The following is a 22,257-nucleotide window of genomic DNA, read 5'->3' on the forward strand; positions in this document are numbered from 1 at the left end:
CTGAAGAGGATGCTGGTGAGCGAGAAGATCAGAATTGACAAATGGCTGTGGCAGGCGCGGTTCTTCAAGACCCGCAGCCTGTCCGCCAAAATGGTCAGTGGTGGTCATCTTCGTCTCAATGGCAATAAAATTGCAAAACCGGCTCAGAACGTCTCTTCCGGGGACGTTCTGAGCTTCCCGCAGGGCCGCATCATCCGAACCGTGCGGATCGAAGCCCTCGGAACACGGCGCGGACCTGCCCCAGAGGCACAGGCGCTGTACTTTGATTTGACCGAAAAACAGGACCCCGTGCCGCGCAACCCGCGCTACGAGGGAAAAGGTCGCCCGGATAAGAAAGAGCGCAGGGCGCTTGATCTTAGTCGTCGGGATGGTGTGTTTTGACATCTTGAAGCCGGCGCTTCGGTGATTTAGCTACAAGCCAAACAGCTACGGGACTCGGCCAACCATGACTTATGTCGTTACGGATAACTGCATCGCCTGCAAATACACCGACTGCGTCGAAGTCTGTCCGGTCGATTGCTTCTATGAGGGTGAGAACACGTTGGTGATCCATCCGGATGAATGTATCGATTGCGGTGTTTGCGAACCGGAATGCCCCGCGGATGCGATCCGCCCGGATACGGAGCCGGACATGGACAAATGGGTCGAATTCAACCGCAAATATTCTGAAATGTGGCCAGTCATCGTCTCCAAAAAAGACCCGCTTCCCGAGGCTGAAGAGCGTGACGGCGAAGAGGGCAAGTTGGAGAAATATTTCTCCGAGGCTCCGGGCGAAGGCGGCTGATCCAAGATTCTATCCGGGACTTGCGGAGCACTTGATCTGCCGACTCACCTCAGGTGTTCTTGGCGCTGCCGCCAAGGAAGGCGGGGTGGTCCGTCCGTTTCGCGGTGTTTTCTATGATCCGATAGCCCGTCACCGTGAGGTTTCACGGACCCTCGCCTTTTTGTAAGGCAAAAAATGTGATATACTCAGTCAGGAAATGACCAATCACGGATGTCCGCCTTGGCTGTGCGCCTCATGTCGCACGGGTCTGTTGGCGGTTTTCCTGCGACATGTCTGCGGCGCGGGTCTTCGGATCATCGCGCGCCTGGACTTGTGGCAGCCCAGCCGATCCTGACATCGGCACATAGCGAGGAAAGACCTGTATGACTAAATCGAAGAAGCCTGAATTCCGCCCCGACGACTATGTTGTGTACCCCGCCCATGGCGTTGGCCAGATCATTTCGATCGAGGAGCAGGAAGTGGCCGGCTTCGCGCTGGAACTGTTCGTGATCACCTTCGAGAAGGACAAGATGACCCTGCGGGTGCCGACCAACAAGGCAACCGAAATTGGCATGCGGTCGCTCAGCTCCCCCGATGTGATCGCCAAGGCGATGACCACGCTCAAGGGTAAGGCGAAGGTAAAGCGCGCCATGTGGTCGCGCCGTGCCCAAGAGTATGAGCAGAAAATCAACTCAGGTGATCTGATTTCCATCGCCGAAGTAGTGCGCGACCTGCACCGCACCGATGATCAGCGCGAGCAGAGCTACTCGGAGCGTCAGCTCTATGAGGCTGCGCTTGAGCGCCTGACGCGTGAGGTGGCAGCGGTTTCCGGTGGCGATGAAATCTCTGCCGCGAAGCAGGTTGACGAGGTGCTGACCTCCCGCGCTGCGGCGTGATCTCTACCCAGAAACAGCGGTGATCGAACCAGCTTATATTCGAAAAATCAAAAACAAAGGCTGCGCTTCAAGGCGTGGCCTTTTTGATTTTTGGGCTATGATTTAGCCCCTCCCGATGTCACTGCGTATATCTGACTGGGTGACGCGCCCGACCATGGCTAAAAAACGAGCAGAGAATATCCATGACGGATCTAAAAACTCGCCTGACCGATCTCTATCGTGGCACCGATAGCGCATCGGTCCGGTTTCGCTATGGGTTGATCGGCTTTGATGCCATCACCATCCTGTTTTTCATGTCCACTGCTCATATCCCCCATGGGCCTTGGCTGATCGGGCTGAGCTGGCTGGCGGGGCTGGTCATCGCATTGGATCTGGCGGCACGGCTTTGGATCAGCAGCAACCGCCGCAAGCTGTTCTGGCGCATCTACACGCTCGCTGACATCATCGTTCTGGTGTCGCTGTTGCTGGAGACCATTCTGCCCGGAGGATTGGCGTTCCTGCGCATCTTGCGGGGCCTACGACTGATCCACTCCTACCATTTGCTGCAGGATCTGCGGCGTGACAGCCGGTTTTTTCGTCGTCATGAAGATGCGATCATTGCCGGGATTAACCTGTTCATCTTTGTCTTTGCGACGTCGATGACGGCACTGGTTTTCTTCATGGATACCACGGGCAGCGACTATCCGTATATCGATGCGCTCTATTTTACGGTCGCGACGCTGACCACCACCGGCTTTGGCGACATCACCATGGCGACCCCTGCTGGCAAAACCTTCTCGGTGTTTGTCATGGTGGTGGGGGTGACCCTGTTTGTGCGGCTGGCGCAGGCGATCTTTAATCCGCAGCGTGTGCGCTATACCTGCAGCCAATGCGGGCTGACCCGCCACGATGTAGATGCGGTGCATTGTAAGCACTGTGGCGGACAGCTGAAGATCCGCACCAGCGGCGTGGAGTAAGCGGCAGCGGTGCTCAGCTGAGGGCGGCGGACAGGCAGAGCAGGGCGACAAGCTCACTCAACTGCTGCGTGGCCCCCAACACATCACCGGTCTGTCCTCCGATCTTGGTGCGGGCGGTGGCAGCGATGACGGCAGCGATCGTACACATCGCCAGCAAGGGTCCCCAGGCGTTCCAGCCGAGGAACAGTACGGCAGCCAGGGTTGCAATCGCCAGCCCCAGCCCGCAGACCCTCCAGGGCGGGCGCCCGACGGAGGAGGACAGGCCGGTGATGCGCGCATTCGGCAGCGCTGCCATAACAACCGGCATCATAGCCCGGCTCAGCATGGCCACGGGCAAGAGCACCCACACCGCGTCAGCTGCCAGCAGACTCGCATAGGCGATCCAGCGCAGACCAATTGTCATGATCAGCGCCAGAACCCCATAGGTGCCGATTTGGCTGTCCTTCATGATCTCCAACCGCCGCTCACGGGTGAAACCACCCCAGAACCCATCTGCGGTATCTGCGAGCCCATCTTCATGCATGGCGCCCGTTAGAAGTGTCTGCGTGAGCAGCGCGATCCCAGCAGCCAGCATCGGAGATAATCCCATGCCCTGCGCGATCACCGCCAACAGGCACGCCGGTACCGCAACGGCAACCCCAGCAAAGGGAAATGCCCAAGCCGCGTGCGCATGTCGCGCAAACTGCTGTTTTTGCAACCTTGGCATGGGCAAACGTGTCAACAAGATCAACACGAGCAGAAAATCTACACCAGATATGTCGTTTTTTCGCATTTGCGGGCCTCACGGAGGGCTTGCGGTGTCAAGATGAACCGGTACATACGGATGATCCGCTTTACCTGCGACGACCCCTTCGATGCAATGAGGCTTTCCATGCTGTCACCGCTCTTTTCGCTTGATCACTTTCGTGCGCAGCTTGCGCAGGCTCCGGGCGTGGATGAACGGGCTGAAACGGCCGCGGCCGAACGCAACAGCCAATTGACCAAGCCGCCGGGCTCGCTTGGGCGATTGGAGGATCTGGCGATCTGGTACGGCAGCTGGCGTGGCACCGAGCGCCCGGTGATCCGGGCGCCGCAGGTGATCGTCTTTGCGGGCAACCATGGCATCGTGCAGCAGGGGGTCTCGGCCTTCCCGAGCGAGGTGACCGCGCAGATGGTCGCCAATTTCAAACACGGCGGCGCCGCGATCAACCAGCTGGCAAAGCTCGCGGGTGCCCGGCTCGATGTTCATAGCCTTGATCTGGAAACGCCAACCAAGGACTTTACCAAAGACGCGGCCATGGACAGCGCCGAACTACTCAGTGCGTTGCAGACTGGATGGAAATCGGTTGATCCCTCCGCGGATCTGCTTGTGGTGGGCGAGATGGGTATTGGCAATACCACACCGGCCGCAGCGCTGGCGTGCGCGCTGTTCGGGGGGGACGCCGGGGATTGGACCGGACGTGGAACCGGTGTCGACGACACGGGCTTGGCAAATAAAACCCGGGTTGTAGCGGAAGGGGTGGCGCTGCATGGCCCGGCCATCACTGACGGGGTTGAGGCGCTGCGCCGTCTCGGCGGGCGCGAGATTGCCGCCATGGCCGGGGCGATGACCGCGGCCCGCATGATGAAAATTCCGGTCATTCTGGACGGGTTTATCTGCTGCGCGGCGGCGGCCTGCTTGATGCGGACCCACCCGGCGGCACTGGATCACGTCGTCGCAGGGCACCAGAGCGCCGAAAGCGCCCATGCCGCATTGCTGACCCATCTTGGCAAACCACCGTTTCTCTCGCTGGATCTACGCCTTGGAGAGGGATCTGGTGCGGCTTTGGCCATCCAGGTACTGCGGGCCGCTGTCGCGTGCCACAGCGGTATGGCAACCTTTGAGGAAGCGGGCGTCTCCGGCAGCTGAGCTGCCGATAGACGGCTCAGTATTGCTTTACCCGCCGTTGGACGATGAGGCGATGCAGCTGGGACTCAGGCTAATTTCTGGTCTGAGGATTTCTTGGCCTCTGCAAGCTCCAGGAGCGCTGTTTCCAGATCTTTCTCCAGCTCACGGGCACGGGCGATATAAGCCGGGTTTTCGCTGGCCGGTGTCCCGGGAATCCAGAGGCCTGCCAGCTCGCGCACGGTTTGACGATCATGCGCATAGAAGGTCTGTTCGGCCTGCGCCGCCTCATATTCGCTCAGCCCGATCTGCTCCAGAACATAGCGCCCGGCACGCAGGGAGCTGTCGAACATCTCGCGCACAATATCATTCGCCCCTGCCTTGTAGAGTTCAAACACATGGTTGCGATCAAATGCGCGGGCAATGATATGCAGATCCGGATACCCACGACGGGCATGGGCAACCAACCTGAGTGCAGCCTCTCTGTCGTCAAGCGCCACAACGAGGACCTTGGCCTTTGCAATGCCAGCTGCTTTCAGCAGTTCGGGGCGGGTGGGGTCACCGAGGAAGCTCTTGACGCCAAACCGCCGCATCAGCTGTACGGATGCCATATTGCTGTCCAGAACAACGGTATTGAACCCACTGGCACGGACCAGGCGATTGACGATCTGGCCGAAGCGTCCAATCCCGGCAATGATGACCGGGCCTTCTTCATCGATCTCATCAGGGGCCTGTTCTTTTGGACTGTCCTTGCTGTATTTCGACAGCAGGTCATAGAGAATGAACAACAGCGGGGTGATCAGCATCGACAGGGCGATCACCAGAAGCAGTTTTTCTGACAGTTCAGGCGGCACAACATTGAGCTGCCGTGAAAATGCCAGCAGGACGAACCCAAATTCACCCGCCTGCGCAAGGCCCAGCGTAAACAACCAGTGATCGCGTTTCTTCAGGCCAAATGCTTTGCCCACAAAGTAAAGCACGGCGCCTTTTGCAATGATCACCAGGAGGGCGAGGCCGATCAGATCGCCCGGCTCTGCCAGAAACAAGCGATAGTTGATACCGGCGCCGACAGTGATGAAGAATAACCCCAGCAGCAGCCCCTTGAAGGGGTTGAGGTCGCTTTCCAGTTCATGCCTGAATTCGCTGTTGGCAAGAACCACCCCCGCCAGAAAGGCTCCAAGCGCAGGCGAGAGGCCGACTAGCGTCATCAGGAACGAGATGCCAACAACGATCATCAGCGCCAAAGCCGTGTACATCTCGCGCAGGTTGGAGGCATGAATGAACCGGAACACCGGACGGGCGAGATAGACCCCGGCCAGCACAATTGACCCGATTGCGGCAAGGGTCACCAGGGTTACAGCCCAACCGGGCAGCCCTTCGACAAGCGAAAGTGTGGCGTGGCTGGATGCGGCATGGGCATCATCCGCACCGCGAGCGATGGATCCATTCCCGGTGATCTGGGCGCCATGTTGGGCGGCCAGCAGCGGCAGTAAGGCAAGGATGGGGATGACCGCGATATCCTGCGTGAGCAAAACCGAGAATGTCGCCCGCCCCCCGCCGGTCCGCATCAGTCCCTTTTCAGAGAGGGTCTGCAGTACGATGGCGGTTGAGGAGAGCGAGAGCGCCAAGCCAATGGCCAGACCCACCTGCCAGGTCTCCCCTGCCAGCATGGCTGCACCCATCAGGGCCATCGTGCTCACAAGGATCTGGAGGCCGCCGAGGCCGAGCAACTTATGCCGCATCGCCCAAAGTGCGCGGGGCTCCAGCTCCAACCCGATCAGAAAAAGCATCATGACGACGCCGAATTCGGCAAAATGGCGCAGATCTTCGGCTTCGCTTCCGACGAACCCGAACACCGGTCCGATTATGATTCCGGCAGCCAGATAGCCCAAAACCGACCCAAGCCCGAGGCGTGCGGCAATCGGCACGGCAATCACCGCGGCTGCAAGGTAGATCGTCGCCTGATAGAGAAATGCATCCATAAGTTTCGGTATCGCAAGCGCCGCCCGGCTTGGCAACGTTTAACATGCGATGGTGGCGCGGGTCGGTGTGGCGGCGCTGCCATTTGCTGCTACGGCACCATATCTGTCCGAAAAAGCAACCTGCACGGAGCGGCCTGACCGTCGCGCAGGACCGGTCGGGCCTCTCGTCAAACGGAGCGCACGCGTATTTGGCTTTGCAGGAGGGGCACCCCAGGGCAGAACCCATCAATGCAGTACTGCTGGCACGCTAAGGGCAATAATACAGAGGTTTTGAGCGCGCCGGGACTGGCGGTCGCAACCTAAAAAACTCGATGCCACTGCGTTGCCGCAGTTCAAAGGTCCGGGCACGAGCTGGCTCATCTGAGTTACGTCTCTCAGGCCTTTGAGATAGAGCCGCTATTCCTGCGGCTCTATTTCTTATCAGGGACAACAGAAAACCAGCGCTGGCAGATTAGTGGATCCTGACCCCGGTTTGTGCATAACCTGTGCGCCTCGCGTCAGCGTTCCAGTGAGCGGATCTCATTACTGAGTTTTGCAATACGCTCCAGCCGTTGGGATATGCGCTCCTGAAAGACGCCAAGCTGATCGATGATATCCGCCAGTGTTTCGCCTGACTCCGGTAGGCGGGCACTTTCGATCTTGCACAGAACACGGGTCGAGCTGAGGCCTAGAAAGTGGCGGTGCATAACCTGACAGGCATGCATGATTCGTGAGGCTTCGCGCTCCACCTGGTCGAGCCCATTGCCCGCGCGTTCCAGCTGCTGGGCCACCAGCTGAGCCAGGATGTCGCGTTCTCCCTGCATGTCAACTTCTCCCAGGCTGCGCCGTTCCTTTTGAAGCTGGATGTCGCATTCCTTCAGGACACGCACCATGCACTCCACAAACAGGGAATCGTCCACGGCCGCCTCGATCACCGCGAAATTGCTGTCCTTGCCCATGACATGCGCTGCAAACCAGTCAGACATTTCACGCGACATCGCGCCATAGTTCTGCGACAGCACGGTGACCGGTCCGCCCGAGGGTTCAATACGCGACGCAATGACCCGCAGGTTATGCGGGATTGTATGCATGGCGTCGAAATCCTTGATCAGGCCTTCGGTCTCACCGACGAGTGTCTTGGCGTTGTCCAGCATCTGACACAGATCGACAATCATCTGATCTGGCTCATTCTCCAGTCCGATATCGCGCGCGATCAGTTCCTCACTCATCGCTTTGGTCGCGAATTGCCGATAGTTGTCAAAACCATGATCGACGATCCAGCCCTTCAGGCGTTCGGCGCTTTCCTCGGGTGTCAGACCTTCGTTTTGCTCCGCCGCAAGCAGCTTGGCGTAGAGGCTTCGGGTATCGTCGAACATCTTGCTGCTGGGTTTGATCCGCGCTGACAGGTAACCGTCAGCGCAGGGCACCACGACAGCATACACCCAGTAATAAAGCCCATCTTTCGACTTGTTCTTGACGTAGGCGCCCATGGTCTGACCGCTCTTGATGGTGTCCCAGAACAATTGGAACACACCCTTGGGCATGTCGGGATGGCGAATGGTGCGATGTGGCGCGCCAAGCAGTTCTTCCCAATCGTGGTGGGATACCCTGCGGAACACATAGTTGCCGGCGAGGATGACCCCCCGGCTGTCGGTGCGGGAGAAGAACACCTCGTTTAGCCCAAATGGAGCCTCGCCGCGGGTGGGGCGGCTTTCAATGCGACGATCTACAAAGGACACGGTCTCTATCCAATCTCTAAGTCTGTACCGTGTTTGTATAGCGCACGAGTGTTCACGGAACCTTAAGTCGGCAGCGGCCCATCGCTTTTTAATTGTGCCATCACAATCTGGCTCTGGACACGCGCGACCGTCGGGTGCGGCAGCAGAATTTCATGCAAAAGCCGGTTTAACGCAGCAAGATCAGTGCAGAATACCCTAAGCAAATAATCGGCTTCGCCCGTCATGGTCCAGGCTGATGTTATTTCAGGACGCATCCGGACCAGCCGTGAAAATCGTTCAGATTGTTCGGGTCCGTGACTTTCCAGGTGGACCTGCACAAACCCCTGAACACTCAACCCCAGCTTGTCAGGATCCAGACGTGCTTCGTAGCTGCGGATGTAGCCGTCGGCCTCCAGGCGCTGCCGGCGTCGCCCGGCCTGACTCGCTGAGAGGTTCAGCAGTTCCCCCAGCTGCTGTGCCGTCAGATGAGCGTCTTTTTGCAGTGCGGAGAGCAGTTTCTGATCAGTTATGTCTAGCATGTGCGGGACTTTCACGATTATTGTGATTTTTGCGCGTGATTTGCGCGCCTCTACACTGGCATATTCTAAACTATGCGCAAAACAAGCATCTGAATTGCGGTATTCTGAATGCAGCTAAACTATTCCCTATTTGGAGGAAGCCGCATGGGCCCGTTCCCGCATAACGCACCGAAATCCGTCATCAGCCCAGAAAATCCGGCCGGGACCGATGGGTTTGAATTCGTCGAATTTGCCCATCCCGACCCGCAGGAGCTGCGCGATCTCTTTGCGCGCATGGGGTATGAGCTGGTGGCGCGCCACAAGAGCAAGCCGGGCATCGAGCTGTGGCAGCAGGGGGATATCACCTATGTCCTGAATGCCGAGAAAGGCAGCTTTGCCGAGCGTTTCGTGGCGGATCATGGTCCTTGTGCGCCATCCATGGGGTGGCGTGTTGTTGATGCGCAAAAGGCCTTCGAACATGCCGTCTCAAAGGGGGCAGAAGCTTATGAAGGTGACGACAAGACGATGGACGTCCCTGCGATTAAGGGGATTGGTGGCTCGCTGATCTACTTTATCGACCAGTACTATGACACCTCGCCTTATAACACCGAGTTCGAGTGGCTCACCCAGTCAAAACCGCGCGGTGTTGGCTTTTATTACCTCGATCACCTGACCCATAACGTCTTCAAGGGCAATATGGACAAATGGTTCAGGTTCTATGGCGAGTTGTTCAACTTCAAAGAAATCCGATTCTTTGACATCGAAGGCAAATTCACCGGGCTGCTGAGCCGCGCACTGACCTCTCCTTGCGGACGCATCCGCATCCCGATTAATGAAGATCGCGGCGAAACCGGGCAGATTGTCTCCTATCTGAAAAAATACAACGGTGAGGGTATCCAGCACATCGCGGTTGGTAGCGAAGATATCTATGGCGCGACGGATGAGATTTCAGACCGCGGGATCAAGTTCATGCCAGCCCCTCCGGCCAGCTACTATGAGATGAGCCACGACCGTGTGATCGGCCATGAGGAGCCGCTGGACCGGATGCAGAAACATGGCATCCTTATTGACGGCGAAGGCGTTGTTGACGGGGGGGAGACCAAGATCCTGCTGCAAATCTTCTCCAAAACTGTGATTGGGCCGATCTTCTTCGAATTTATCCAGCGCAAGGGCGACGACGGCTTCGGCGAAGGCAATTTTAAGGCGCTGTTTGAGTCGATTGAACGCGAACAGATTGCCAACGGGGAGCTTGCAGGGGCTGAGTGATCAGCCGTTTGCAGACCGTAACGACAAAAGCCGGACCAAGATTGGTCCGGCTTTTTTGTTCGATCTTTTGGCGCGTATTCTGCACCTTGTTCGCAGTGTGCTGACTGTGTTGGCCTTAACCGCTGGGGATCTTCAACGTCAGGTTGCGGTTGCCTTTTTGGTATTGCAGCTGGCTGTCGCCAATAGCCACAACACGACCACCATCGATCCGATCTCCGACCTTTACCTTTTTGTAGCGGCCGTTGGGCATCAGGATCAGCGCGCGGCGATTTGACGGGGTGCCGTAGACACCAATCAGGTTCACCCGCCGCAGATTTATCGCATTGTCGACGGTGGCCTGCCGCGCAACCGAGGCGCTGGATGGGATTCGTGGTGTAACGGTTCGCGGCGGTGCGCTGGCGACCGCCTCTGAGATGCTGGGCTCCGCATTGCGCTGACGGTTGCGCTGCGCACGGTCGACCAGATTGGCAAAATTGGCTGGCCGCCCTCGGGGCACAACGGAGCGTGCAATCGCCTGTGCGGTTGCGGGCAGGCTGTTCTCTTCTGGCGGTTTCAATCCCGGTGGGCGACCACGGGGGCGAAGCGCGCCCAGTTCAGCACGGCTCAACCCGCCAAGCTGCGCACGCTCGTTTTGTTCGACGAGATCGTTGGGGCGCTGTTTGGGGCGAAGTTCCGACAAGATCACCTGACGCGCGGCTTCCTCCGCTGCGGCGGCAACGTCCGGGTCTGGGCGGGCAGGGGTCGGTGGCGGGACCTTTTCGGGACGGCCGAGGAACACCATGATCCCGTCCGGGTTCAGCGTCCCGCCCGGGGTGGCCTTGACCAATCCGCGCTCATCCAGGTCAAACTGCTGTCCGGCAGCAGTGGGGGTGCTGATCGTGCCCAGTTCCAGATCCGTGGCGAACAATGTCTGATCAGGCAGGGCTGTTGCGTCTTCGGAGATATCCGTTGGGTCAATTGACGCCACATAGAGGGTCTCAAGCGTATCTGTTCCCGGGGCCTCGGGCGTTTCAGGCGCGTGTTGCCAGATGCCGGTTGCAGCGTATTGGGCCGCGCGTGTGAGCGGCGTATCCTGATCGGTCGCCGCCGCAGCCTCATCCGCTTCCGGGGCCAGCTCGGCCTGGTCCAGATCCTCAGTAAGGGTCTCATCTGTCGTCGGTGTGGCGTCCTGCTCCAGCCGCAGCGCGTCCAGAACGGCCGTATCCGTGCTGGAAAGACCCTCATCACCGTTCGCAGTCGCAGCTGCGTCACTGGGGGAAGTGCCGTCTGGCGTTGCGTCCAGTGGCAACAACGCCCCCTCATCAGGCTGATCTGGTATCGCGCTGACCTGCGGCGCGATGTCACCGGAGCCGCTTGTGTTTGGGCTGCTTAATGGCACCGCAGTTGCGTCACTGACGGCATTGCGGGACTGCCTGTCGGCAAGGATTGCCCAGGCCGCCACAATCGCCATGACAATTAGCAAGCCGCTCACCAGAGCCAAGCCAAGGAAACGTGGCTTGCCGCCGACCTTCTGCTTTGAGACGCCGGCCAGTAGGGATGCCTTGCCTGCCTCATGCAGGGATTTCTTGTCTTTGGGCGTCTCCGTGAGTGGGATGTCCCCTATGTCATCACGGGGTAGAACCGGCGCCGGGCCCGATGCTTTTGGAGCGGGGGGGATACTACTCTTGGCGGCGAGGGAGGGGACGATCGGTCCGGTTGTCTGAGCGGCCTGCGGCTGCGCTTTGACGTCGCCTTTTCCCAGCGCCGCCGGGCTGTCGGCAAGTGCAATGGAGCCAAAGGCAGCATGAGGCACCACGCGCGGGCCATCCTTTGGCTTGGTATCTGTATACGGCGCTGCGGTATTGGCCCCAGCACCGGTTTTGGTCGCTGCGGGGGCTTTGGGCGATGCTGGGGCGGCCGTTGGTACCGACGCTTTCTGTGCGCGCAGCTCCCCATCCTTGCGTCGCCGTGTCGAAAAACCGCTCGCAGCGATGGCTGTTGGCGGTGCCGGTGTATCTTCGGTATCCGCAACGGGCGTGTCGTCAGAGACGTGATCCGGCTCAGCTCCGGTCTGTTCGACCGGCTTGCTCTCCGCTGCAGCAGTTTCAGTCTCATCAACGGAACTGTCATCAGTAGATGCGTCTTCGAGTTCCGACACGGGCTCTGACGGGGCAGGGGCCGCGGGGGCGGTATCATCAGCGTCGGGCGCGTCGGGTGATGCGTTTTCGTCCAAGCGGGTGTCGGCATCTACCTTAGCGTCCGCACCTGTGTCTGATGCGTCTGAGATGGCGGGCGGCGCACCTGCCGGGCCGATATCAACCACCGCGACACCGTCAGGTTCAACCGGGGCTTCCCCGGATTGCAGCAGGGTCTGAGACGCGCCGAAAAACGGCTCCCCCAGAAAGTTCATTTCCTGCGGCGTCGCAACGAAGCTCACCGGCAGAAACCCATGCATCAGCGCAAAATCTTCAGCCTCTTGCAAAGTCTCGCGGGCGACGGCAGCCACATGTGTCTGTGCCCCGTCCTCACTCAGGTCGAAGGCCAGCTCATCCACGCGATACGGGGTCGCCCCATCCAGGCCCTGCTCGGCAGCGGCGCGGCGGCTGTCGAGATCGGTGGTCCCGGTGTCAAGCGTCAGGTATCGAATCTGATCGTTCGGGATGATCAGCTTGCACGCGATCGGTCCCTGGGCATGGCGTTCGCCCAGTTGGCGCAGATCTGCCAGTGCGGCGCTCAGATCTTCGACATCCAGCGAAACCGTGCCAATCTGGCGCCAGCCCCCGGCGGCACGTTGCAATAGGCCAACGCCGGTGGAGGACAGAGAAAGTGCAAACCCCGGTTTCATGATGCAAACACGCCTTCAGCTTTAGTATGCCCATACCCCTGTGTGGCAGGGCGATCTTGGCGCAGACCATAAGGCAGAGCGCGCGCAAGGGAAAGGAAAAGACACGATTTCCCCCTTGCAGGCGGTCAATTGCCATCCCCATGTTACACCCCAGAAAAGGAGCAGTTCGATGAAAGCTAGACATATCTTTGCCTCCGCGCTGGCGGTTCTGCTGGCAACAGGGCTTGCCCATGCGCAGGAAACCCCGGTGGATCGCCAGATCTCGGTCACTGGCGAGGCGCGTATCGCCGTCACCCCGACACTGGCGACAATCACCCTGGGGGTCACCGAGGAGGCGGAAGAGGCCGCGCTGGCCATGTCCGCCGTCTCCACCAAGATGGTCGCGGTGGTCGATGAGTTGCGCGCGGCCGGCATCGCCGCAGAGGATATGCAGACCCAGCAGATTTCACTGAACCCAGTATGGTCGCAGGATCGCAGTTATTCCGAGGGGCGCCGCAAAATCACCGGGTTCAATGCCTCCAATACCCTGGCCCTGCGCATCCGTGATCTGGATCGGCTGGGCGAGGTGCTGGATCAGGTGCTGAAGGTCGGCGCCAATGATTTCCGTGGGTTGAGTTTCGGTGTTGCCGATCCGGCCAAAGTGCAGGACCAGATCCGCGGCGCCGCTGTGAAGGATGCGCGGCGCAAAGCAGCGCAACTGGCAGAAGCCGCCGGAGTTGAGCTGGGCCCTGTGCGGTCAATTCATGATCGCGACACGGGCGGTGGTCAGCCGATGATGGCGATGGAGATGGCCCGCAGCGCACCAATGCCGATTGAGGCAGGGGTGCTGAATTTCAGCCACAGCGTCTCCGTGGTTTACGATATCAAGCTGCCGGTGAACGACTGAGAACTAAAAAAGGCCGGGATGCCCCGGCCTTTTATAATACTATGATACCGGCGTGATATCAGTGACTTAGCTGATCGCCTTGCTCAGGGCCTGATCCAGATCGGCAATCAGGTCATCGGCGTTTTCAATCCCGATGGAGACACGCACAACATTCGCCCCGGCCCCGGCAGCCTCCTGCTGTTCAGGTGTCAGCTGGCGATGGGTGGTCGAAGCAGAGTGAATAATCAGCGAGCGGGTATCGCCAAGGTTGGCGACATGGCTGAAGATTTCCAGCGAGTTCACCAGTTTGACACAGGCGTCATAGCCGCCCTTCACAGCAAAGGTGAACAGCCCGCCGGTGCCCTTGGGATACTGTGCTTTCGCACGATCATGATAGGGCGAGGATGGCAGCCCCGCGTAGGTCACATAATCAACCCGCGGATCCTGCTCCAGCCAGGACGCAACGGTTTTGGCATTCTCGCAGTGGCGTTCCATCCGCAGGCTGAGGGTCTCGATCCCCATCAGCGTATAATGCGCTGCCTGTGGATTCATGGTCATGCCCAGATCGCGCAGGCCGATGGCAATACCATGGAAGGTGAAGGCCAGACCGCCAAAGGTCTCGTGGAACTTCAGCCCGTGATAGGCCGGCTCGGGCTGCGACAGCGACGGGAATTTGTCATTTGCCGACCAGTCGAATTTGCCGGAATCGACAATCACGCCGCCGGTGACGGTACCATTGCCGGTCAGGTACTTCGTGGTGGAATGCACAACCAGCGTCGCACCATGAGCAATCGGGTTGCAGAGATAGGGCGTGGCAGAGGTGTTGTCGATGATCAGCGGCACACCCGCCGCGTCCGCGACATCCGCAATGGAGCGAATATCCGTGACGTAGCCGCCAGGGTTTGCAACAGATTCGCCAAATACCGCCCGCGTGTTGTCATCAATGGCTGCGGCCACAGCCTCAGGGTCGTCAAAATCCACGAATTTAGCCGACCAGCCAAAGCGTTTGATAGTCTGGCTGAACTGGGTGACGGTACCCCCGTAAAGCCGGGTCGAGGCGACCACATTGCATCCCGGTCCCATCAGCGGGAACAACGCCATGATCTGTGCTGCATGGCCGGAGGAGCAGCAGACCGCGCCGACGCCGCCTTCCAGGGTTGCAATGCGCTCCTGAAGCACGGCCACCGTCGGGTTGGTCAGGCGCGAATAGATGAAGCCGACTTCCTGAAGGTTGAACAGGGCCGCCGCATGATCCGCATCGCGAAACACATAGGCCGTGGTCTGGTAGATCGGCGTCTGTCGCGCTCCGGTGGCCGGATCCGGCTTGGCGCCGGCGTGAATTTGCAATGTGTCGAACCCGTAGCTTGGCGCTTCAGACATTGGATGTGCTCCCCTGGATAGTCGACCTCACTGGTCGGAAGTTGTTTCGCGCGTAAGAACACTCTGCCACGCCCCGTAAGGCAAGCTGCAAATTGGCGCCACCCTCGCGTGGCGCAGGATCCGGCAGGGGTATTAAAGGCACTCTTCCGCGGAGGCAGCGCGTTAGAAGTGCTGATTATCGCATCCAGAAACCGGCGGATTTGATCCGGTTGCGCAATGCCTGCTCCTTGCGAGGTAGGTTGTCGCGATCAAACATCGCCCGTACCTTGGCACCACGGCCCTGATAGATCATTCGCTTCATCGGCTCATATTGTTTCAGAACTTTCTTGATCTTGTTCGGGCTGGCCACTGTCTCGAGCGCGGCGACGACATCATCGCTTTCCCGAGCGTAAAGCAGCGGTAAACTGCGGTAATGGCAACTCATCTCCCCATCAAGATAGCCCTCGGGCAGTGTCGCACGCCCCCCGCCGAGGCTGTGAATGACCAGCGGCAGGGCGATCTGATCCAGCCAGGGATCCAGCGACTGGCCGATCAATGCCTTTGGCAGATCGTCGCGGATGGACGCTGCATACTCAAGAAACCGCTGGCCAAAGACGCGCGGACAGCTTCCGTAATAGTAGCCGGCATTGAAATAGAGATAGCGGCGCCAGAAATTTTCAGGCTGGCTGTGATCAAGGCTGCTGTTAAAATCCAATCCAAAGCGATCGTAGAGCGCCCGCCAGATTCCGGTCATGTCGGGACCGTAAAGTGTCGGCTTCGGCCAGGTGCCCTCTCGGCGCAGGGACGCAGAAGGGCGGCTAAAATCCAACGGTAGCTGGTCGAGCGGACCGGTGATCAGCGTGTCGGTGTCAAAGAACACAAATGGCTCCCCCTCCGGCAGCGCCAGAAGTGCCTCAATCTTGTTGCCATAGGGGTAGCTCTCGCCAAAGGCCACCGACTGAAACGGCAAGATGTCTGCTCCCAAAGCTTCCAGCGCTTCTAGCACCGGTTTGTTGCGAATGCTGGGGTCCTTTGTCCAGAGCCCGCTAGGTTGCGGAACCGCCACATAGAGCCGACCCGTAAAATTAGGGGCGTATCGGCGCAGGGAGGCTGCAAACAGCACCGCCTCATATTGCAACCGCCCCGTCTGTCCGACGATCATGATATTGAAACGTGTTTCCGTCATACGGCTGCTTCCGGTTATTCAGGGCGGTCAGCACGTGGTTATGGCTGGCACGCGACAGCCCCTATCAGCTGGTTGATGGCATGATCATATATTTCTGCGTCAGTCACCAGCATGGCTTTGGATCGATTTGACATTTGGGGCCCGACCGCAACGCAGGCTTGGTCAAACAGACCAGCCAAAATGGCTACAGCTGCCAACTCTAGGATGATCGCGCAAACTGCTGGAATTCAGACCTGACAGATCCGGTTGGCCGACTGCAAAGGGGGCGGGATCTATCACGGGAAAATATGCACTCAAATACCGCCATGAAATTCTAAGTCGCGAGACGAATTTTTCGTCTTGCGCCCTCCCGCGAGAGGCGCTATCTCGCTGCCCAAGGCCCCTATAGCTCAGCTGGTAGAGCAACTGATTTGTAATCAGTAGGTCCGCGGTTCGAGTCCGTGTGGGGGCACCATCTTTCCAATTAACCGTTGTTAGGGTGCGTTTGCAGGGCGTGCTTTTCACTCGTGTCTTCTCACACGCGTCGCGATGGCCGCGGCTGGTGCGCGTTGTTGCGCCTAGACAATGCAACAATAGCACCCAAAGATAACCCCAAAACAGCTTCGGTTTCATGACACCCGTGGGAGGGGTTGTGTGACAAATCATGTGGCTCAAAGCCGCCATGGTTGAGCTGCTGGTGGGGGGATATTCCTATCCGGGTTGGGGCTGTCTTTCTCGCTAAAAGTTGAGTTTGATCAGCCTGTCGTTAAGGTCCGCTCGGCAATATTAAGTCATCTGTCACCATTTGACCGCAATTTAACGGTACGAGCGAATCGGATATCTGTTGTCAAATTAGGTGATGCTCGCCTTTGACGCGTGAACGCGACGGTGGGGAGGTGGCCAGGGAAAACCGGAAGGGAGGATGCGTTTGTTTTCATTATCGCCAGACCTCGTGAACTCCGTTGCCAGCCAGAACAAGCTTGTTCGGTCGGACCTTCCCTCCCGATTTGCCTCGATCACCCTGGTGTCGCTGCTGTCACTCTACTTTCTGTCCTTGCAGACCATTGCCGTTGTCTACGCGGCTTACGTTCTGGTCGAATTGGTGGGTCTGCGGGTCTACCGGCGGCTGTCTTCTGGCGTCACGCTCGGCGGCATGGTCCTCTTCGCCGGTTCTGCGTTTGTTGGCGTCTGCGTTTTCAATTCTCTGTCGTTGCTGTTGTTCCTGCATCCTGAACCCTTCCCGAAACTGATGGGGGCGATGCTGCTTATCATCGCGCTCAATCATTCGGTGGTTGCGCGCTCTGCGTGGTTCTATTTTGGGATCATCACTGCGGTGCCGATTATCCTTACCGTGGGGTATATGGTTTGTGCCACGCTGCTGCGCGTCGCGAGCCCCGGCGAGATGATCATTGCTGCGGTCATTCTCTTGCTGGGAGCCGCCTATATGGTGCACGCCATGTGGGTGCAGCACCATTTGACCGCGCGGCTGCGTGAGGCGTTAAGCGCGGCGGAGGCCGCGAGCCGCGCTAAGAGCCGCTTCCTCGCCGCGATGAGCCATGAAATTCGCACACCTCTGAATGCGATCTGCGGCATGTCCGAACTCATCGAAGAGGAAAATTCCGGATCCGATACGCTGCGGGAGCAAACGCAACTCCTGCGAAAATCGTCTCAGGCGCTCACGGGTATTCTTGATGATGTTCTTGATCACGCCAAGATTGAGTCCGGTCAGTTCGAACTGAACCTTGCCACTGCCAGCCCTCGGGAAGAGATTTCCAGCGCCGTCGAAATGTATCGCCCGCGGGCGGATGAAAAGGGGCTCGCGCTGGCCGTCAGCCTGGCGCAGAGTGTTCCGGACTATGCAGAATGTGATGCGTTGCGGTTGCGGCAGGTGATCGGAAACCTGGTGTCCAACGCTGTAAAATACACCGAAACAGGTCAGGTTGAGGTGGTTGCAGATTGCGAAGATATTGGCGGGCGCATGATGCTGGGCGTTGCAGTGTCCGACACTGGTCGGGGCATGACGCCTGAGCAGAGCGCCAAACTCTTCACGGATTTTTATCGCGCCAAGGACAAGAATGCCCCCAACGTGCCTGGTACCGGATTGGGGCTGGCGATCGCCCGCCATCTGGCCCGCATCATGGGCGGCGATATCACCGTGCAGACCGGCCGCGACTGGGGTAGCTGCTTCACTTTCTTGTGCCCTATCACCGCGCTGGATGCCTCTGAGGTGGAGGTCCTGCCGCAGCAGACTGCGCGTGCAGAGACGGGCGAGCTTGGCGATCTATCCATTCTGCTGGTGGATGACACGACATCCAATCGTCTGGTTGTCCGGGCGTTTCTAAAAAACAGCGGAGTGCGGATCACCGATGCAGAAAATGGCGCTGAGGCTTTGGACGCCTTAGAGCGACAACCGTTTGATTTGGTGCTTTTGGACATGAAAATGCCGGTGATGGATGGCCGGGAAACCCTGACGGAAATGCTGCGACGTGGCGGGCGGGTTGGGGCGACACCGGTGGTTATGCTGACGGCGAACGCCGCGCCGGAAGAACAGGAGCTGTTCCTACGGCTCGGCGCTGTGAGCTATCTGTCCAAACCGGTCAAGAAATCGGTACTGCTTTCGGAAATTCGCAAGATCACATCGGTACCGGCGGCGCGCTCCGCCTGATCGCATTGCGACTGATGCGAACCGAATATGAGAAGCCGTCGCAAAAAGCGGATCTGTCATTCTGAATTAATTCAAAATTTACGCTTTCCGGATAGGTTGAGTCGAATTTTCGATAAATTGCCAGAGTGTACATTTGCATTCGGGCTGGAACAGCTGACCGGATCTGCGATGCAGTCGACAGAAATTACATTCGACAATTTTGCGGAGACCGGTGGGCTCTTCACTGAGATGTTGCGCGCGCGGTATCGTCATTTTGTTCAGTTGCGACGCTGGAACCTGCCCAATGTGCGTGGGTTGGAGTTCGACCAGTACGACACGCCGGAAAGTATCTACTGCACTGTTCATGAAGGAAAAACGGTTCTTGGTGGTTTCCGGGTGACTCCGACGACGGCGCAGTGCATGACCACCAGCTATATGTTGCGCGATGCGCAATTGGGGCTGCTGCCGGGCCTGCCGTCAAATGTCTTGGATCATGCGGCGCCACAGGATGCTGCAATCTGGGAGGTCAGCCGGTTTTTTGTCGAAGACACGCTAAGCGCGCGGGATCGTATGCATGTGCGTGGACATCTGGAGCGCGGCCTGTCCCGACTCGCGCAGGAGTGGAAAATCAACGCCTTTTTGTGTATCACCTCGGTCACAGCCGCGCTGCTGATGCGTCGGGCGCGCCTGTCGATCACCTCGGCCGGACCGAGGTTCGAAGCGGGCGGTGAAATCTGTCAGGCCTACCACCTTACGGTCGACGCAAAGGACCAGCGCAGCGACGCAAACGCAGCATGAATGCGCGCGACGGTGGCCTTGCTCGGCCCTCTATGTCGCGTTGCATCGCGCTCTCAATGGTTCAGTGAGACGCGGCCGGTTTGTGCCATGGCAATGCTCAGCTCTTCGCTTATTGCATGCCACAACTGTGCCAACCCGGTCTCGCCTCTTGCAGCAATAGCGTATTGCAGGATGCGGCCCAGAAATACAAAATCAGCGCCCATTGTGATCGCTTTCAGGACATCTTCGCCCGATCGGAGACCGCTGTCATAGAAAACCGGGAACTTCGGCCCAAGATCTGCACGGATCTTCGCCAACATCTCTATCGGGGCGGGCGCGGCCTCCAGTTGTCGCGCGCCATGGCTGGACACCTGAATGGCATCAACCCCGGCTGACACCAGCGCGCGGGCGTCTTCGACGTCCAGTACGCCTTTCACCACCAGCTTTCCGGGCCAAAGGTCGCGCAGCCGGGCCAGCGTATCCCAAGTGGCCCGCGCCCGGCTTTGGGTGCGGTCAAATTCATAGCCCTCCATTTCGAAGTTTGCCATCACCGGCTTGCCTTTGAGCAGAGTTGTCAGTGACCAGCGCGGGTGCAGGGCAAAGTCGATGAACTGCTGTGGCCCGATACGGAAAGGCATTGTAAAGCCATGGCGTAACTCACGCGGACGGCGACCCACCTCGGGCACATCAACGGTCAGCACCAGCGTATGATAGCCGACTGCACGGGCGCGTTCTGCCAGTTTGAAGGTGCCGCTGCCGTCGCCACTGAAATAGAGCTGGAACCAGGCATAGCCTTCGGCCGTTTCGATGATCTCTTCCAGCGGGGTCGAGGCGACGGTGGAAACCCCATGCGGCACCCGGTAACGCGCGGCCAGCCGGGCCAGCATCAGGTCGGCGCCGGGAGCGGCGAGGTTGCACATGCCCATAGGGGCGATGCCAAAAGGGCGATCTGCCTCGGCGCCGAAGACGTGCGTAGCAAGCGAGCGCTGACTGACATCGCGCAGGATACGGGGCCGCAGGGCGATGCCACCCAGCGCGGCGCGATTCCGCGCCACCCCGGTTTCCTGTCCGGCGGCCCCGTCGATATAGTCAAACACCATCCAGGGCAGCCGCCGCCGGGCGAGGCGGCGGGCATCCTCGGCGGAATGGATGGCGCCCGCACCCATCAGCTGGCCACGGCCTTCATGAAGCGATCGCGGATGACCACCGGGTCCATTGTGATCACCGGCATCTTGGCGTTGCCGCTGTCACATTTGACCACCATCACTGTCATCTTGCCGCTTGCAAGAGCGGTTTCCAGTGCGGGCCCGGTGTCCTTATCCACGACTTCGACCACATTCTCGCAGCCAGCACCACGTGCCATCTCGGCAAGCGATGTCTTGCGGCCAGTATAGGTCGGCTGGTCGCCCGTCGACCCATAGGAGCCATTGTCGATGATCATCAGGATGTAGTTGTCCGCGACGTTGTTGGCGATCGTAGGCAGGGTTCCAAGGTTGGTTAGGACGGACCCATCACCATCAATTACAATCACCGGTTTCGGCTGCGCCAGCGCCAGCCCCAACCCGATGGAGGAGGCCAGCCCCATGGTGCCCAGCATGTAGAAATTGCTCGGCTGGTCGTCGATTGCATGCAGCTCTTGGCTAGGGATGCCGATATTGCAGACCACCAGTTGATCCCGCAGGATAGGGGCGATTTCCTTCAGTATTTCAGAACGGATCATTGGTCGCCATAGCCTCCCCAGAAATTGGCATCGGTCAGGATGGCAACGGGTTTGTTGCACATGAAGGTGTATTTCAGGATGTTATCGAATTCCTCGACGTCTTTTTGCCAATGGAAATGGTAGGTCGGGATGTTCATCTGCGCCAGAAGCGCCTTGGTATGCACCGCCATTTCAACTTGGCAGGCCACCGGCTCGCGCAGCTCACCACGGTAGGAGATCAGCATCGGCAGCGGCATCCGGTAGTATTGGATCAGTGTTGCCAGCGTGTTGATGGTGACCCCAATGGCGGTGTTCTGCATGATAATCGCCGGACGTTTCCCCCCCATCCAGGCTCCGGCGCACAGGCCCATGCCCTCATCTTCCTTGTTGGAAGGGATATGAAAAATGTCATCGCGCTGGTCAATTTCCTCAATCACGCCCGCCAGTTGTTTACAGGGCACGGTGGTGACGAAAGAGACGCCGTTGGCCGCCAGATCGTCAGCGATCCTTTTGTCTATGCTCATGGTCGATTGCCTTTGCTTCAGGTCTCGGTGTTGGGGTCAGAGGGTGCGGCAGACATGCACGGCGCAGGGTGCGTGGCGCACAACACGGGCGGCAGTCGAGCCGAGGAAAAAGTCGCTGAGCCCGGGTTTATGTGAGCCAACGACGATGCAGTCGGTGCCGTTCTGTTCGGCATATTCAACAATGGCCCGGTACGAGCGGCCTTTGACGATTTCAGCTGTGACATCGCCATAGTCAGCGGTTTTCTTGGTCAGTTGTTGGCGGGCCCTATCCAGCCCTTCACGTACTGCATCCTCATCCAAATAGGCGCTGACAGAACCTTGCGGTGCCTCATAGACATGCAGTGCAGTGATTTGCCCGCCGGGGTTGCACAGGGTCGCGGCAGCTTTCAGCGTTGTGCCGGAAACCCCGTGGTCCAGGGCCATGGGAACCAGGATCTTGTCATACATGGTACTCTCCG

Annotated in this window: 20 protein-coding genes and 1 tRNA gene; 10 read left to right on the forward strand and 11 right to left on the reverse strand. The window is 58.8% G+C overall.

Going from position 1 to position 22,257, the window contains the following annotated elements; all coding sequences use genetic code 11:
* Positions 1-9 precede the first annotated feature (9 nt).
* From J4721_RS00300 to J4721_RS00315, 4 genes are all read left to right on the forward strand, one after another.
* Positions 10-381 (forward strand): RNA-binding S4 domain-containing protein, encoded by a 372-nt coding sequence (locus J4721_RS00300; protein ID WP_199538316.1) that lies wholly within the window; start codon positions 10-12, stop codon positions 379-381.
* Between the two features lie 64 nt (positions 382-445).
* Positions 446-784: a ferredoxin FdxA gene (fdxA, locus tag J4721_RS00305; RefSeq protein WP_014873843.1), complete on the forward strand. Its 339-nt coding sequence runs from the start codon at positions 446-448 to the stop codon at positions 782-784.
* Between the two features lie 362 nt (positions 785-1,146).
* Positions 1,147-1,659, forward strand: a complete 513-nt coding sequence (locus J4721_RS00310) for a CarD family transcriptional regulator (RefSeq protein ID WP_014873844.1) — start codon at positions 1,147-1,149, stop codon at positions 1,657-1,659.
* Positions 1,660-1,841: 182 nt separating this feature from the next.
* Entirely contained in the window at positions 1,842-2,615 is a 774-nt protein-coding gene (locus J4721_RS00315; protein WP_014879360.1) for an ion channel, read from the forward strand.
* A gap of 13 nt (positions 2,616-2,628) precedes the next feature.
* Here J4721_RS00315 and cobS read toward each other — a convergent pair whose 3' ends face one another.
* Positions 2,629-3,387: an adenosylcobinamide-GDP ribazoletransferase gene (cobS, locus tag J4721_RS00320; RefSeq protein ID WP_211001844.1), complete on the reverse strand. Its 759-nt coding sequence runs from the start codon at positions 3,385-3,387 to the stop codon at positions 2,629-2,631.
* A gap of 99 nt (positions 3,388-3,486) precedes the next feature.
* Between cobS and cobT the strand changes: the two genes are divergently transcribed.
* A complete protein-coding gene (gene cobT / locus J4721_RS00325; RefSeq protein WP_014879362.1) occupies positions 3,487-4,503 on the forward strand; it encodes a nicotinate-nucleotide--dimethylbenzimidazole phosphoribosyltransferase in 1,017 nt (338 codons plus the stop codon).
* A gap of 65 nt (positions 4,504-4,568) precedes the next feature.
* Here the strand turns inward: cobT and J4721_RS00330 are convergent, their stop codons facing one another.
* From J4721_RS00330 to J4721_RS00340, 3 genes are all read right to left on the reverse strand, one after another.
* Positions 4,569-6,461 (reverse strand): monovalent cation:proton antiporter-2 (CPA2) family protein, encoded by a 1,893-nt coding sequence (locus J4721_RS00330; protein WP_211001845.1) that lies wholly within the window; start codon positions 6,459-6,461, stop codon positions 4,569-4,571.
* A 497-nt stretch (positions 6,462-6,958) separates the two neighbouring features.
* Positions 6,959-8,179 (reverse strand): PAS domain-containing protein, encoded by a 1,221-nt coding sequence (locus J4721_RS00335; protein ID WP_014873849.1) that lies wholly within the window; start codon positions 8,177-8,179, stop codon positions 6,959-6,961.
* Positions 8,180-8,241: 62 nt separating this feature from the next.
* Entirely contained in the window at positions 8,242-8,697 is a 456-nt protein-coding gene (locus J4721_RS00340; protein ID WP_014873850.1) for an Lrp/AsnC family transcriptional regulator, read from the reverse strand.
* A gap of 144 nt (positions 8,698-8,841) precedes the next feature.
* Between J4721_RS00340 and hppD the strand changes: the two genes are divergently transcribed.
* On the forward strand, positions 8,842-9,942 hold the full coding sequence (hppD, locus tag J4721_RS00345; protein ID WP_014879366.1) for a 4-hydroxyphenylpyruvate dioxygenase: 1,101 nt from the start codon (positions 8,842-8,844) through the stop codon (positions 9,940-9,942).
* A 115-nt stretch (positions 9,943-10,057) separates the two neighbouring features.
* On the opposite strand, the gene J4721_RS00350 is transcribed toward hppD, so the two are convergent.
* Positions 10,058-12,766: a hypothetical protein gene (locus J4721_RS00350; RefSeq protein ID WP_211001846.1), complete on the reverse strand. Its 2,709-nt coding sequence runs from the start codon at positions 12,764-12,766 to the stop codon at positions 10,058-10,060.
* A gap of 169 nt (positions 12,767-12,935) precedes the next feature.
* Here J4721_RS00350 and J4721_RS00355 point away from each other — a divergent pair, with 169 nt between their 5' ends.
* The gene (locus J4721_RS00355) at positions 12,936-13,652 is read left to right on the forward strand and encodes an SIMPL domain-containing protein (protein ID WP_211001847.1); all 717 of its coding nucleotides are present in this window, start codon (positions 12,936-12,938) and stop codon (positions 13,650-13,652) included.
* 66 nt (positions 13,653-13,718) lie between these two features.
* On the opposite strand, the gene J4721_RS00360 is transcribed toward J4721_RS00355, so the two are convergent.
* Positions 13,719-15,011 (reverse strand): O-acetylhomoserine aminocarboxypropyltransferase/cysteine synthase family protein, encoded by a 1,293-nt coding sequence (locus tag J4721_RS00360; protein WP_211001848.1) that lies wholly within the window; start codon positions 15,009-15,011, stop codon positions 13,719-13,721.
* A gap of 175 nt (positions 15,012-15,186) precedes the next feature.
* Positions 15,187-16,176, reverse strand: coding sequence for a hypothetical protein (locus J4721_RS00365; RefSeq protein ID WP_211001849.1), 990 nt, complete (start codon positions 16,174-16,176; stop codon positions 15,187-15,189).
* 378 nt (positions 16,177-16,554) lie between these two features.
* On the opposite strand from J4721_RS00365, the gene J4721_RS00370 reads away from it, so the two are divergent.
* The 3 genes from J4721_RS00370 to J4721_RS00380 all read left to right on the forward strand — a co-directional run bounded on the left by J4721_RS00370 (position 16,555) and on the right by J4721_RS00380 (position 19,597).
* Positions 16,555-16,630: transfer RNA gene (locus J4721_RS00370), tRNA-Thr, on the forward strand.
* A gap of 447 nt (positions 16,631-17,077) precedes the next feature.
* Positions 17,078-18,820, forward strand: a complete 1,743-nt coding sequence (locus tag J4721_RS00375; RefSeq protein WP_211001850.1) for an ATP-binding protein — start codon at positions 17,078-17,080, stop codon at positions 18,818-18,820.
* A gap of 168 nt (positions 18,821-18,988) precedes the next feature.
* Positions 18,989-19,597, forward strand: coding sequence for an acyl-homoserine-lactone synthase (locus J4721_RS00380; protein WP_027247800.1), 609 nt, complete (start codon positions 18,989-18,991; stop codon positions 19,595-19,597).
* A 53-nt stretch (positions 19,598-19,650) separates the two neighbouring features.
* Here J4721_RS00380 and J4721_RS00385 read toward each other — a convergent pair whose 3' ends face one another.
* The 4 genes from J4721_RS00385 to J4721_RS00400 are packed head-to-tail and all read right to left on the reverse strand — an operon-like array spanning position 19,651 to position 22,246.
* Positions 19,651-20,742 (reverse strand): alpha-hydroxy acid oxidase, encoded by a 1,092-nt coding sequence (locus J4721_RS00385; RefSeq protein ID WP_102874673.1) that lies wholly within the window; start codon positions 20,740-20,742, stop codon positions 19,651-19,653.
* Positions 20,742-21,296, reverse strand: a complete 555-nt coding sequence (comE, locus tag J4721_RS00390) for a sulfopyruvate decarboxylase subunit beta (RefSeq protein WP_076619361.1) — start codon at positions 21,294-21,296, stop codon at positions 20,742-20,744. Before comE ends, J4721_RS00385 begins: the two co-directional genes overlap by 1 nt.
* A complete protein-coding gene (gene comD / locus J4721_RS00395; RefSeq protein WP_014873886.1) occupies positions 21,293-21,799 on the reverse strand; it encodes a sulfopyruvate decarboxylase subunit alpha in 507 nt (168 codons plus the stop codon). The genes comE and comD overlap by 4 nt, the downstream gene beginning before the upstream one ends.
* A 36-nt stretch (positions 21,800-21,835) precedes the next feature.
* Positions 21,836-22,246, reverse strand: coding sequence for a universal stress protein (locus tag J4721_RS00400; protein ID WP_076619363.1), 411 nt, complete (start codon positions 22,244-22,246; stop codon positions 21,836-21,838).
* Positions 22,247-22,257 lie beyond the last annotated feature (11 nt).

This window comes from Phaeobacter sp. HS011 (genome assembly GCF_018101215.1).
In the GTDB taxonomy this organism is placed as follows: Bacteria; Pseudomonadota; Alphaproteobacteria; order Rhodobacterales; family Rhodobacteraceae; genus Phaeobacter; species Phaeobacter inhibens.

Bases quoted from the DNA above. Each gene is read 5' to 3' on its own strand.
- J4721_RS00300 (WP_199538316.1), top strand. From the start codon at position 10: ATGCTGGTGAGCGAGAAGATCAGAATTGACAAATGGCTGTGGCAGGCG.
- J4721_RS00355 (WP_211001847.1), top strand. From the start codon at position 12,936: ATGAAAGCTAGACATATCTTTGCCTCCGCGCTGGCGGTTCTGCTGGCA.
- J4721_RS00365 (WP_211001849.1), bottom strand. From the start codon at position 16,176: ATGACGGAAACACGTTTCAATATCATGATCGTCGGACAGACGGGGCGG.
- J4721_RS00315 (WP_014879360.1), top strand. From the start codon at position 1,842: ATGACGGATCTAAAAACTCGCCTGACCGATCTCTATCGTGGCACCGAT.
- hppD (WP_014879366.1), top strand. From the start codon at position 8,842: ATGGGCCCGTTCCCGCATAACGCACCGAAATCCGTCATCAGCCCAGAA.
- J4721_RS00375 (WP_211001850.1), top strand. From the start codon at position 17,078: ATGCGTTTGTTTTCATTATCGCCAGACCTCGTGAACTCCGTTGCCAGC.
- J4721_RS00360 (WP_211001848.1), bottom strand. From the start codon at position 15,011: ATGTCTGAAGCGCCAAGCTACGGGTTCGACACATTGCAAATTCACGCC.
- J4721_RS00350 (WP_211001846.1), bottom strand. From the start codon at position 12,766: ATGAAACCGGGGTTTGCACTTTCTCTGTCCTCCACCGGCGTTGGCCTA.
- cobS (WP_211001844.1), bottom strand. From the start codon at position 3,387: ATGCGAAAAAACGACATATCTGGTGTAGATTTTCTGCTCGTGTTGATC.
- J4721_RS00310 (WP_014873844.1), top strand. From the start codon at position 1,147: ATGACTAAATCGAAGAAGCCTGAATTCCGCCCCGACGACTATGTTGTG.
- cobT (WP_014879362.1), top strand. From the start codon at position 3,487: ATGCTGTCACCGCTCTTTTCGCTTGATCACTTTCGTGCGCAGCTTGCG.
- comD (WP_014873886.1), bottom strand. From the start codon at position 21,799: ATGAGCATAGACAAAAGGATCGCTGACGATCTGGCGGCCAACGGCGTC.
- J4721_RS00385 (WP_102874673.1), bottom strand. From the start codon at position 20,742: ATGGGTGCGGGCGCCATCCATTCCGCCGAGGATGCCCGCCGCCTCGCC.
- J4721_RS00330 (WP_211001845.1), bottom strand. From the start codon at position 6,461: ATGGATGCATTTCTCTATCAGGCGACGATCTACCTTGCAGCCGCGGTG.
- comE (WP_076619361.1), bottom strand. From the start codon at position 21,296: ATGATCCGTTCTGAAATACTGAAGGAAATCGCCCCTATCCTGCGGGAT.
- J4721_RS00400 (WP_076619363.1), bottom strand. From the start codon at position 22,246: ATGTATGACAAGATCCTGGTTCCCATGGCCCTGGACCACGGGGTTTCC.
- J4721_RS00380 (WP_027247800.1), top strand. From the start codon at position 18,989: ATGCAGTCGACAGAAATTACATTCGACAATTTTGCGGAGACCGGTGGG.
- J4721_RS00340 (WP_014873850.1), bottom strand. From the start codon at position 8,697: ATGCTAGACATAACTGATCAGAAACTGCTCTCCGCACTGCAAAAAGAC.
- fdxA (WP_014873843.1), top strand. From the start codon at position 446: ATGACTTATGTCGTTACGGATAACTGCATCGCCTGCAAATACACCGAC.